This is a genomic window from Nonomuraea corallina (assembly GCF_027620315.1).
GTDB lineage: Bacteria > Actinomycetota > Actinomycetes > Streptosporangiales > Streptosporangiaceae > Nonomuraea > Nonomuraea corallina.
In genome coordinates this window covers 1-10,932 of sequence record NZ_JAPNNL010000218.1, presented here as the reverse complement: position 1 = coordinate 10,932, position 10,932 = coordinate 1, and the positions used below count along the sequence as shown (strand labels likewise).

At 70.9% G+C, this 10,932-nt stretch carries 9 protein-coding genes; 4 read left to right on the top strand and 5 right to left on the bottom strand.

Annotation, left to right across the window (positions count from 1 at the left end; all coding sequences use genetic code 11):
* Positions 1-762 carry an alpha/beta hydrolase gene (locus OUY22_RS33020; RefSeq protein WP_270159195.1) on the top strand — a complete coding sequence of 254 codons (762 nt, stop codon included), beginning with the start codon at positions 1-3 and terminating at the stop codon, positions 760-762.
* A 166-nt stretch (positions 763-928) separates the two neighbouring features.
* Here OUY22_RS33020 and OUY22_RS33015 read toward each other — a convergent pair whose 3' ends face one another.
* Both OUY22_RS33015 and OUY22_RS33010 read right to left on the bottom strand, forming a co-directional pair.
* On the bottom strand, positions 929-2,362 hold the full coding sequence (locus OUY22_RS33015) for an aldehyde dehydrogenase (protein ID WP_270159194.1): 1,434 nt from the start codon (positions 2,360-2,362) through the stop codon (positions 929-931).
* Positions 2,363-2,515: 153 nt separating this feature from the next.
* Positions 2,516-5,500, bottom strand: a complete 2,985-nt coding sequence (locus OUY22_RS33010; protein ID WP_270159193.1) for a M14 family metallopeptidase — start codon at positions 5,498-5,500, stop codon at positions 2,516-2,518.
* Between the two features lie 231 nt (positions 5,501-5,731).
* Here OUY22_RS33010 and OUY22_RS33005 point away from each other — a divergent pair, with 231 nt between their 5' ends.
* Positions 5,732-6,622: an ATP-binding protein gene (locus tag OUY22_RS33005; RefSeq protein ID WP_270159192.1), complete on the top strand. Its 891-nt coding sequence runs from the start codon at positions 5,732-5,734 to the stop codon at positions 6,620-6,622.
* Here OUY22_RS33005 and OUY22_RS33000 read toward each other — a convergent pair.
* A complete protein-coding gene (locus tag OUY22_RS33000) occupies positions 6,611-7,930 on the bottom strand; it encodes a GH1 family beta-glucosidase (protein ID WP_270159191.1) in 1,320 nt (439 codons plus the stop codon). The genes OUY22_RS33005 and OUY22_RS33000 overlap by 12 nt on opposite strands.
* Positions 7,931-8,009: 79 nt before the next feature.
* Here OUY22_RS33000 and OUY22_RS32995 point away from each other — a divergent pair, with 79 nt between their 5' ends.
* Entirely contained in the window at positions 8,010-8,648 is a 639-nt protein-coding gene (locus tag OUY22_RS32995; RefSeq protein WP_270159190.1) for a TetR/AcrR family transcriptional regulator, read from the top strand.
* A 131-nt stretch (positions 8,649-8,779) separates the two neighbouring features.
* Here the strand turns inward: OUY22_RS32995 and OUY22_RS32990 are convergent, their stop codons facing one another.
* Both OUY22_RS32990 and OUY22_RS32985 read right to left on the bottom strand, forming a co-directional pair.
* Positions 8,780-9,628 carry an ABC transporter permease gene (locus OUY22_RS32990; RefSeq protein WP_270159189.1) on the bottom strand — a complete coding sequence of 283 codons (849 nt, stop codon included), beginning with the start codon at positions 9,626-9,628 and terminating at the stop codon, positions 8,780-8,782.
* Positions 9,625-10,518 carry an ABC transporter ATP-binding protein gene (locus OUY22_RS32985; RefSeq protein ID WP_270159188.1) on the bottom strand — a complete coding sequence of 298 codons (894 nt, stop codon included), beginning with the start codon at positions 10,516-10,518 and terminating at the stop codon, positions 9,625-9,627. Before OUY22_RS32985 ends, OUY22_RS32990 begins: the two co-directional genes overlap by 4 nt.
* Positions 10,519-10,726: 208 nt before the next feature.
* On the opposite strand from OUY22_RS32985, the gene OUY22_RS32980 reads away from it, so the two are divergent.
* A partial coding sequence (locus tag OUY22_RS32980) for a helix-turn-helix domain-containing protein (RefSeq protein WP_270159187.1) occupies positions 10,727-10,932 on the top strand: 206 nt, incomplete at its 3' end.

The window sequence follows — 10,932 nt, the reverse complement described above, 5'->3', positions numbered from 1 at the left end:
ATGCCACTCGCGACCAGCTTTCCCGTCACACTCAGGACCGACGACGGGGTGCGCATCGACGCCGCGCACACCCCTCCCGGCGGGGCCGGGGCCACGGACGTGGGGATCGTGGTGGCGCACGGGTTCACCGGGTCGTGGCGGGAGCGGTCCGCGCGGCGGATCGTGCACGTGCTCAGCGGCTACGGCGGCGTGGTCGCCTTCGACTTCCGCGGTCATGGCCGGTCCGGCGGCGAGAGCACGGTGGGCGACAAGGAGATTTTGGACGTGGCCGCCGCCGTCCGGCACGCGAAGGCGGCCGGCTACGGCAGGATCGCGGTGGTCGGCTTCTCCATGGGGGCCGCGGTGGCGGTGCGGCACGCGGGGCTGTGCGAGGGCGCGGACGCGGTGGTGGCGGTCAGCGGCCCGGCGCGGTGGTACTACCGCGGCACCAAGCCGATGCGCCAGGTCCACTGGGCGATCGAGCAGCCGCTCGGCCGCTGGGCGGCCAGGGTGGCCAAGCGGACCAGGATCGCCGTCGGCCGCTGGGACCCGATCCCGATGCCGCCGCACGAAGCCGCCGCGCTGGTCGCGCCGACGCCGCTGCTCATCGTGCACGGCGACGCGGACGCGTTCTTCCCGCTCGACCACGCCCGCCAGCTCTACGAGGCCGCGCGGGAGCCGAAGGAGCTGTGGATCGAGCCAGGGTACGGCCACGCGGAGGCCGCGGCGACCCCCGAGCTGATCCGCCGCATCGGAAAGTGGATCTCTTCGAACTTTTCCTGAGCGGGACACGTCTACCTAGGGCGGATGGCAGCGAACCGCCACGGCCTGGGGACGCGGTCATGTTCTTGTGGCCGACCGGTGGACCAGCGTCGCGGGGGCGCGCTGGGTCGCTGAACGCCGCTGAGGCGAGGGGGCCCGGTCGTGCTCCGGGACCCCTCGCCGCCGGTCAGCCGAGCCGGGCGATCGTCTTGTACTCCAGGTAGCTGCCCAGGCCCTCGGGGCCCAGCTCGCGGCCGAGGCCGCTGGCCTTGTAGCCGCCGAACGGCGCGGCCGTCTCGATCATGTAGCAGTTGACGCCGTAGGTGCCGGTCCGCACCTGGCGCGCCACTTCCATGCCGTGCTCGGTGTCGGCCGTCCACACCGTGCCGGCCAGACCGTAGTCGCTGTCGTTGGCGATCCGCACGGCGTCCGCCTCGTCGTCGTACGGGATCACCGCCAGGACCGGGCCGAAGATCTCCTCGCGGGCGATGCGCATCTCGTTGGTGACGTTCGCGAACACCGTCGGGGCGACGTACCAGCCGCGGTCGTACGGGCGGTCGAGGCCGCCGACGACGACCTTCGCGCCCTCGTCCATCCCGATCTTGATGTAGCCCTCGACGCGCTCCTGCTGCCGCTTGGCCACCAGGGGGCCGATCCCGGTGGCGGGGTCGGCGGGGTCGCCCACGGGCTGGGAGCTGACCATGTTCGCCACCGCGTCCACGACCTCGTCGTAGCGGTTGCGGGAGGCCAGGATGCGGGTCTGCGCCACGCACGCCTGGCCGTTGTTCATCAGCGAGGCGAGCGCGAGCATGCCCATCGAGGAGGTCAGGTCGGCGTCGTCGAGCACGATCGCCGCCGACTTGCCGCCCAGCTCCAGGCTGACGCGCTTGAGCTGCTCGCCGCAGATGGAGGCGATGCGCCGGCCCGCCGCGGTCGAGCCGGTGAACGCCACCTTGTCGACGCCCGGGTGCGACACCAGGTGCTCGCTGACCTCGCGGCCTGCGGGCACGATGTTGAGCACGCCCGCCGGGACCCCGGCCTCGCGCGCCATCTCGGCCAGCACGTACGCGTCCAGCGGCGTCTCGGGGGCCGGCTTGAGCACGATCGCGCAGCCCGCCAGCAGCGCGGGCGCGACCTTGGTCATGGTGACGAACTGCGGGACGTTCCACGGCACCACGGCCGCCACCACGCCCACCGGCTCGCGGCGCACGGTCACCGGGCCGAACACGCCGGGCCGCTGGTCCTCCTGCTCGAACGTGGCGCCGTACTGGGCGTAGTAGTTCAGCATGCCCAGCGGCTGCGGCGCCTGGGCGAGGTTGGAGAACGTGATGGGGGAGCCCATCTCCTCGGTGATGAGCGCGGCCATCTCGCCCTGCCGCTCGGCGTAGATCTCGGCCAGCCTGCCGAGGACGGCCGCCCGTTCGGCGAACGTCATGCGCGGCCACGGTCCGTGGTCGAACGCCTCCCGGGCCGCGGCCACCGCCCGGTCCACGTCCTCGGCGGTGCCGTCAGGGACCCGGCCGATCACCTCCTCGGTGTGCGGGTTGATCACGTCGATGGTGCCGGTGCCCGCCGGGGTCACCCACTCGCCCCCGATGAACAGCTTGTCGTGCTGGCGCATGTCGTGAGCCTCCTGCCGGAACCGATGGGTTGCTTCGCAAGCAGACCGAATCATGTTCTGTCCAGGCACGCAAGAGGGGCACGCAAGAGGGGCACGCAAGAGGGGCACGCAAGAGGGGCACGGCACCGGGGTGCCGTGCCCCTCCTCAGCCGATCAGCGCCGGCCGTTGAGCAGGTGCGCCATCGACCGCTTCACCAGATCGGCCCTGGTCGCCTGGTCGAGCAGGCTTTCCGCGCCGAATCCCAGGTACACGGTGTCCGCGGTGGTGATGCCCGCGCCCTCCTCGAACACCTGGTCCGTGCGGGCCCAGTTGTTGACCGAGGGCGAGGTGCCCTCCGGCGGGCCCGCCACCGTCCAGCCGCCCAGGTCGGACTCGAACGAGGTCTCCTCCGCCGTCGTCCCGTCCAGCGTGACGACCGCGTCGTCGACGAAGACGCCCGCGCCCTGGGTGGCCCAGTCGCTGACGTACGAGATCGAGACCTCGACCCGCTTGCCCGCGTACGGGGTCAGGTCGATCCGCCACTGCTGCCAGCCGGCCGAGTTGCCCGAGGCCGCGTTCCAGGAGCCGGAGGTGCCGGTCGGCTCGCAGTTCGGGCCCTGGTAGCGCTGGGTGAACGGATGGATGGTGCTCCACTCGGACTGGCAGCTGCTGCCGGTCGCCTGGCTGGTGTGGCCGTTGGCGTCGGGCAGCGTGGTCCAGTCGTCGCCGCCCGCCGTGTGCGCCTCCACCATGAGGAAGTCCCAGTCGGCCTCGGTGTCGTACGACGTCCAGAACGTCAGCTCGCCGCTCGACCGGCCGGTCAGGTCGATCGTCTTGGTGAGCCGCTTCCAGGCGACGTCGGAGATGCCGCTGTAGACGTCCCACGAACCGGTGTGCGGGTCGAACGGGGCGCCCGGCCGGTCCCACTTGATCGGGGCCGAGCTCGCGAACAGCGGGAACCGGTCCGGGGGCAGGATCGCCGAGGTGGCCACGAACGCGTTGGTGTGCGCGTCCGGCTCCAGCGTGCCGGAGAAGCCGTCGAAGACGTCCTTCACGCCCTTCAGCGGGTACGGCTGACCGGTGGCCGGATCGCTGCCCGAGTTGTCGAAGAACACGTAGGCCCCCAGCCAGTACTGCTGGAAGTCGTTGAACACCGGGATGCACGGCGGGTCGCTCGGCGCCGCGCACTCCGGCTGGCCCGGCTGGTCGGGCTCGTAGTAGTAGGCGCCGTTGGCGTTGGCCGCGTACGACGGGTACTTGCCCGCGTGCATGACCTTGCCGCCCTCGTTCAGGTAGTCGCGCACGGCCAGCTCGGTGTCCACGCCCGCCTTGGAGGTGGTGCCGGGCACCTGGCCCGCGCTGCGCGGGATGATGTCGTCGCCGGTCTCCCAGATGACGGCCTTGTAGTGGCTGAGCACGCCGAGCGGGTGCGGAGCCTTGCGCCCCATCTTGTCCATGTCGTACACGTCGGAGCTGTAGCCGGCCGCCTGAAGCGCCTGCGCGTAGGCGCCGGCGTACTTCGCCTCGGTCACGCCCTGCGCCGGGCTCAGGCCGGTGACGTCCTCGGCGGCCAGCACGAGCACCTTGCCGCCGATGTCGTCGTGCACCTTGTACGTGAACGCCGCGCTCTTCTTGCCCAGGGAGCTGAACCAGACCTTGACCGTGTCGCCCGGCTTGGTCCCGGTGACCTGGCCGCGCGTCCAGTGGTAGTAGCGGTCGTAGCCCTTGCCGTACCGCTCGCCGCCCTTCCACTCCTTGGTCGGCTTCACCTGGGTGCGGCCGTTGTTGACCTGGTAGTTGAGCAGCACCGGGCCGAGCTTGCGCTTGGCGTTGACCTGCACCGTCTGGTTCTTGCCGTAGCTGACCTCGAAGGGGTCGAGGACGAAGTCCGGCGTCGTGTTGCCCAGGTGGGTCACCGGCTCCACCGGGTTGACGGCCGACCTGGCCACGTCCAGCGCGAACGGCAGGTTCCGCTCGAACTCGGCCTGCACCAGCGCCTCGTCGTCGGGGAAGACGAAGCCGCAGCCGTCACAGCCCTCGTTCAGCTCGGGGGTCCAGGCGAGGGTGCCGTACGTGGAGTGGGCGTGGTCGGTGGTCTCGCCGTTGGTGGTGTACAGCTCGGCGCCCAGGTCCGGGTCGAAGCCGGGCACGGCCGGCCGCTCGTCGTTCCCGGTCAGCGCCTCGTAGATCGGGTTGTCGGCGGTCTCCGTGGCGATCTGGAAGCCGGTCGGGTAGAGCAGCAGCGGGCCGTACGAGTGGTAGTTGAGCTGCATCTCGAACCGCACCCGCCGCAGCAGGCCGTCCATGGCCCTGGTCTCCGGCTCGCTGGCCGGGCCGGCGCCGCGGTAGGTGTCGCTGCTCGGGACCGAGGAGGAGCCCTCCTCGTCGTAGTGGAAGTTCGTGGGGAAGTTGCGGTTGAGGTCCACGCCGTCGCCGACGGTGATCCGGCCGTCGCCGTTGATGTCGCGCAGGTTCTTGCGCCACAGGCGGTTGCCCTCGGTGAAGGTGAAGTCGTAGCCGTCGGGGTTGGCTACCGGGACGAACCAGAGCTCGGTCCTGTTCAGCACGTCGGAGAGCTGCCGCTTGTTGGCGACCACGTGCTTGAGCAGCCGCAGGTTCGTCTCGGTGGCGATCCACTCGCGGGCGTGCTGGGTAGCCGAGTAGAGCGTGGCGGGCTTGACGCCGTCGGGCAGGACCCGGGCCAGGGACGTCACCTTGACGGCGAGGATGTCCTGACCGCGGATCGTCTTGCCGATGGACTGCAGCTTGACGATGTCCTTGTTCTCGTCAGCGATCTTCCTGAGCTGGTCGGCGACGCCGCCGCGCTCGGAGTAGGACTTGAAGACCGTGTAGCCGCTCGCCGCCTGGGCCCTGGCCGCCTGCAACTGGGTCTGGCCCTGCGGGTTGCGTACCGGCTGGGGCCGGTGGCCGAGCTTGCGCAGTCCTTCGAGATCGTTCTGGGCGGCGGTGAGCTCGATGTGCTCCTTGCCGTTCTCGATCTCCTGGTGGACGACGTCGAAGCCCTTCTCCCTGAGGTTCTGGGCGGTGCCGGGCGGGCTGTCGAGCTGGTAGAGCTCGATGCGGTCGCCGGGCGGGAGCGGGTCCACGGACGCCTGGGCCTGCAGCGCGACCATGGACGTGGCTAAGCCGAGGATCACGGCCGTGACAAGGGTGAGTGAACGAGACACAGGTTCCTGCCCCTTCGCAGAGACGCGTACGCCGCCATCTCAATGTGGTGCGACGATCTCGGCAAGACCCAATCTTTATGAATGTCTTATCTCGGACAGATTCCGACAAATCTCTTTAACCGGGCAGCAGTTCGGGGGTTAAGATGACAGGTTTCAAGATCATCTTCTATAGTTTCCGACGTCTACGAGGGGAGGGCGGGCGTGAGAGCCGGACGTGTGGCCGTGTTCGCCATCGTCCTCACCGCGCTGCTCGCGCTTCCCGCCCCCTCGCCGGCGGTCGCCGATCCCAGCCCCGCCCAACTGCGCAAACTCACCAGACAGGCCGCCCAGCTCAACGACCGCTACCGAGGCTCCATCCAGAGCCTGGAGGACATCCGCATCCAGGCCAAGCGGGCCGTCGACACCTCCGGCTCGTTGCAGCGGCGCCTGGCCGCAGCCGAGTCCGAGCTGGCCTCCCTGGCCGAGACCGCCTACATCCTCGGCCCGCTCGACACCACCCGGCTGTTCAGCAGCCAGGTCGACCCCCACAAGGCGCTCGGGCAGGCGGCCAACATGAGCTACATGGTCAAGGAACGGGCCGGCCGGGTCGCGGGCGTCGAGAAGCTCATCGAGGACGCCAAGAAGGCCAGGCTCCGCGCCAACGACCGGGTCAAGAAGCTGGAGAAGGAGATCAAGAATCTCCAGAGCAGGCGGCGCGAGCTCGACCGGCTGCTCGCCAAGTACGGCTTCCAGCAGCCCGGCAACGCCGGCGGCCTGACCCAGCGCATGATCAGCGTACGCGCCGAGGTCATGCAGAACTTCCCGATGCCGTACGGGGTCGGCTGCCTGCGCCCCGGTGACCCCGGCGAGCACGGCAAGGGCCGGGCCTGCGACTTCATGATCTCCCGCGGCATGGCCACCGGCGGCGAGGCCGACCGCGGCGACGCCCTGGCCGAATGGCTCATCCGCAACGGTGACCGGCTCGGCGTGATGTACATCATCTGGAAGCAGCGCTACTACGACATCAGGTCGGGCGGCGGCTGGGACATGATGTCGGACCGCGGCGGCGTGACGGCCAACCACTACGACCACGTGCACGTCTCAGTGTTCTGACCGCTCACGGGCCGCCAGGAAGTCCCTGAACCACGCGTAGGAGGCCTTCGGGGTGCGGCGCTGGGTCGTGAAGTCGACGTGCACCAGCCCGAACCGCTGGTGATAGCCCTCGGCCCACTCGAAGTTGTCCAGCAGCGACCACACGAAGTAGCCCCGCACGTCCACCCCTTCCCGCCGGGCCCGCTCCATCGCCTCGACGTGCCGCTCCAGGAAGGCGATGCGGCCCCGGTCGTCGACCACGCCGTCCGGGCCCGGCACGTCCTCCTGGGAGCAGCCGTTCTCGGTGACGTAGACGGGCGGCAGCGCCTCCCCGTACCGGTCCTTCAGCCGGACGAGCAGCTCGCGCAGTCCGTCAGGAACGATCGGCCAGCCGAAGGCGGTGGTCGGGTAGCCCGGGATCGCGGCTTCCTCGAACGGCAGGCCGTCGGAGGAAGGGGCGGCGATCCGGGTGGGGTTGTAGTAGTTGATCCCGATCCCGTCCAGCGGGGCCGCGATGACGTCCAGATCCCCGTCCCTGACCACGTCCCACCGGCCCACTCCGTACGCCGACAGATCGGGATACTCGCCCAGGAGCACGGGGTCGTTGAAGAGCCGGTTGTGCAGGATGTCGTACGCCCGCGCCGCCGCCCGGTCCTCCTCCGCGTCCGACGCCGACCAGACGGGGGTGCAGTTGTTGGTGATCAGCACCTGCCCGGCGCCCGCCGCCCGCAGCGCCCCCACCGCCAGGCCGTGGCCCAGCAACTGGTGGTGCGCCGCCGGCAGCGCGCCGACCAGCAGCGCCCGCCCGGGGGCGTGCACGCCTATCGCGTACCCGTACGCCATGTGCACGAACGGCTCGTTGAGCGTGATCCACATCCGCACCCGGTCGGCCAGCCTCTCGGCGGCCAGCGCGGCGTACTCGGCGAACCGGTGGGCCGTGTCGCGGGCGAGCCAGCCACCGCCGTCCTCCAGCGCCTGTGGCAGGTCCCAGTGGAACAGCGTCGGCACCGGCGTGATCCCCGCCGCCAGCAGCGCGTCCACCAGCCGGTCGTAGAAGTCCAGGCCCTTGGGGTTGGCGGGCCCGCTGCCCGCGGGCTGGATCCGGGGCCAGGCCAGGGAGAAGCGGTAGGCGTTCACGCCGAGGTCCGCCAGCAGCGCGACGTCCTCCGGCCAGCGGTGGTAGTGGTCGCAGGCGATGTCGCCGGTGTGGCCGTCCCTGGTGCGGCCCGGCTCGCGGGAGAAGGTGTCCCAGACGGACGGGCCCCGACCGTCCTCCTCCGCGGCGCCCTCGATCTGGTAGGCGGCCGTCGCCGCGCCCCACAGGAACATGCCGTGCTCCCTCTGCTTGAGTGCGGCTCATGTTAGCTGAGCCGGTCACTACCTGCCGGTAGTGCGTCAGGATGGGGACATGACGAGTACCTTGCGTCGCCGTCCGGCTCAACGCCGCAGCCTGGAGCGGGTGGAGCGGATGCTCGACGAGTGCGCGCTGCTCCTCGACGAGATCGGCTACGAGGCGTTGACGACCAAGGAGGTCGCCCGGCGCGCGGAGGTGCCGATCGGCACCTTCTACCAGTTCTTCCCCGACAAGCACGGGCTGGTGCGGGCGCTGGCGCTGCGCAACCTGGAGGCGTTCCTCGACAGCGTCACCGAGCGCCTCGCCGCCGCCGAGCTCGGCCACTGGACCGACCTGGTCGACCTGGCGATCGACGAGTTCGTGGCGATGAAGCGGACCACGCCCGGGTTCGCCGTGGTCGACTTCGGCGAGATCCTGCGCGCCCCCGGCGGCCCCGCCATCGAGGGCACCGACCGGATGCTCGACACCGCGCTGGAGAACAACGCGATCGTCGCCGACCGGCTGCGCGCCATCACCGTCGACCTGCTCGACGCGCCCGCAGGGCCGGCGCTCGACCGCGCGATCCTGGTCGCGGTCGAGGCCGCCGACGCGGTCCTCAAGCTGGCCTTCCGGGTCGACCCCGAGGGCGACCGGGACCTGATCGCCGAGTGCAAACGACTCGTCCACGGCTATCTGGCGGTCCACCTGCCGTGAGCGTCCGCGCGGGCGGCTCGCGGGCGGCTCGCGGGCGGCTCGCGGGAGGCTCGCGGGCGGCTCAGCCGATCCGCCATGCAGGGCTTGACGCTCAGCCGCTCAGCCGACCCGCCGCTCAGGCGCGCGGGCGCTCAGCCGATCCGCCGTAGTGCGCGCTCGCGCCGCGCGGCGACGTTCGAGCCCGACTCGCGCCGGGCCATCCGGCGCAGCACGACCGGCGCGAGCAGCAGCCCGGCCACCGCCCACACGCCCAGCGCCGCGGCGGTCTCCAGGTGCCGCCACGACCCGCCGATCTCCAGGGCCGCGGCGCTGTCGGGCAGCAGCGCCGAGCGGGTGCCGAGCCCCAGCCAGTAGAGCGGGAAGACCTGCGCGACCCCCTGCAGCCACCCCGGCAGCGAACTGATCGGGTAGAAGATCCCGGAGATCGCGATCAGGCCGAGGAACGGCAGCATGATCAGGCCCTGTGCCCGCGCGCTGCCGAACATCGAGCCGAGCACCGCCCCGGCCGGAAGGGTCGCCACCAGCCCCAGCGCCACCACCCAGGCCAGGGTCAGCCAGGACGCCAGGTTGCCGGTCACCAGGCCGGGAACGATCAGCAGCCCGGGGATCAGAAAGATCGCCAGGTCGGCCACCGTGCCGCCCGCCACCGAGACGACCTTGCCGGTCAGGTAGCCGAGCATGCCGTGCGGCACCGCCTTCGCCCGCAGCAGCGTCCCGTCCTCGCGCTCGGCCGTGAGCTGCTGGCTCATGGCGATCATGCCGTTGGCCACGTTCATGCCCAGGATGCTCGGCAGAAGCAGGGTGCCGAGCGGGTAGCCGCTGTCGCCGAACGGCACGTCGCGCAGCCACCACGCCACGGCCAGCGTGAGTCCCGGCCACAGGAAGTGGGCGAACAGCTCCGCGCCGTTGGTGAACGACTGCCGCAGCTCGATCAGGCCGCGCGTCCAGCCCGCGCGCACCGCCGCGGCCGCCGGGCTCATCGCGCCGCCCCTTCGGCCTGCCGCACCAGGGCGAGGTAGGTGTCCTCCAGCGAGGACCGTCGGACCTCCAGTTCGCCGATCCGCCTCCCGTGCCGCTCGAACAGGTCGAAGACCAGCGCGGTGGAGTCGCGGGTGGACCGGGTGAACCGCTGCCCGTCCAGCGTCCAGCGCACCTCGTCCTCGCCCGTGATGCGCCGGGCGAGTTCCTCGGCGGTGCCGTCGGCGATGATCCTGCCCCCGTCGAGGATCACGATGCGGCCCGCCAGCTTCTCCGCCTCGTCCAGGTCGTGCGTGGTGAGCAGGATCGTGGTCTCGCGCGACCCGGCCAGCCCGCGGACCAGCTCGTGGAACTCGCGTCTGGCCTGCGGGTCGAGTCCGGCGGTCGGCTCGTCGAGGAACAGCAGCTCCGGCCTGCCCACCAGGCCGATCGCCACGTCCAGGCGGCGGCGCTGGCCGCCGGAGAGCATCCGGATCTTCTTGTCCGCGTGCCCGGTCAGGCCGACCGCCGCGATCAGCTCGTCGGCGTCCCACGGCCGGGGGACCCGCTCGGTCGTGTAGCCGGCGTAGAAGGCGCCCAGGTGCGCCAGCACCTCGCGGACCCGCCACTTGCCGTGGTCGCGCCAGGACTGCAGGACCACGCCGATCCTGGCCCGCCAGTCCTCGGTGGCGTGCGCGGGATCGGCGCCGAGCACCGAGACCCGGCCCGCCGAGCGCATCCGGAATCCCTCCAGGATCTCGATCGTCGTGGTCTTGCCTGCGCCGTTCGGGCCGAGCAGGGCCAGCACCTCGCCGCGCCGCGCCCGGAACGTCACCTCACGCAGGACGTCGGTGGTGCCGTAGCGCATGCGCAGGCCCTCCACGTCCAGCACGACCTCTTCCGCCGTGTTCATCCCATCGCCCTTCCTGTTCGTTCATCTGGGCGTGAAGCTACGTTGCGTTTCCGATGACGGCAACGGAAAAGTAAGCAGATCGCCCTATTTGCTGGGAGATTCGGCGAATCAGTGCAATGGCGGTGGCGGTGAACGCAAGCTCGGTACGCCACCGCGTTGCAATGGGCTGGCGGCGAACGCATACTGGGACCGGTTACGGGAGGTGGGGATGCCGGGAAGCAGGCTGACCTGGCAGGACCGGAGGCGCATCGCCGCCGGGCTGGCCGAAGGGCTCGGATACGCGGAGATCGCCCGTGGGCTCGATCGGCCCACGTCGACCGTCAGCAGGGAGGTGGCCCGCAACGGCGGGCCCGGCGTGTACCGGCCCGACCATGCCCACCAGGCGACCGGGTGGCGGGGCCCCCCGCCCGGGGC

Coding starts and splice junctions, on each gene's coding strand:
- OUY22_RS32995 (WP_270159190.1), top strand. CDS start 8,010: ATGACGAGTACCTTGCGTCGCCGTCCGGCTCAACGCCGCAGCCTGGAG.
- OUY22_RS33020 (WP_270159195.1), top strand. CDS start 1: ATGCCACTCGCGACCAGCTTTCCCGTCACACTCAGGACCGACGACGGG.
- OUY22_RS32985 (WP_270159188.1), bottom strand. CDS start 10,518: ATGAACACGGCGGAAGAGGTCGTGCTGGACGTGGAGGGCCTGCGCATG.
- OUY22_RS33000 (WP_270159191.1), bottom strand. CDS start 7,930: ATGTTCCTGTGGGGCGCGGCGACGGCCGCCTACCAGATCGAGGGCGCC.
- OUY22_RS32990 (WP_270159189.1), bottom strand. CDS start 9,628: ATGAGCCCGGCGGCCGCGGCGGTGCGCGCGGGCTGGACGCGCGGCCTG.
- OUY22_RS33015 (WP_270159194.1), bottom strand. CDS start 2,362: ATGCGCCAGCACGACAAGCTGTTCATCGGGGGCGAGTGGGTGACCCCG.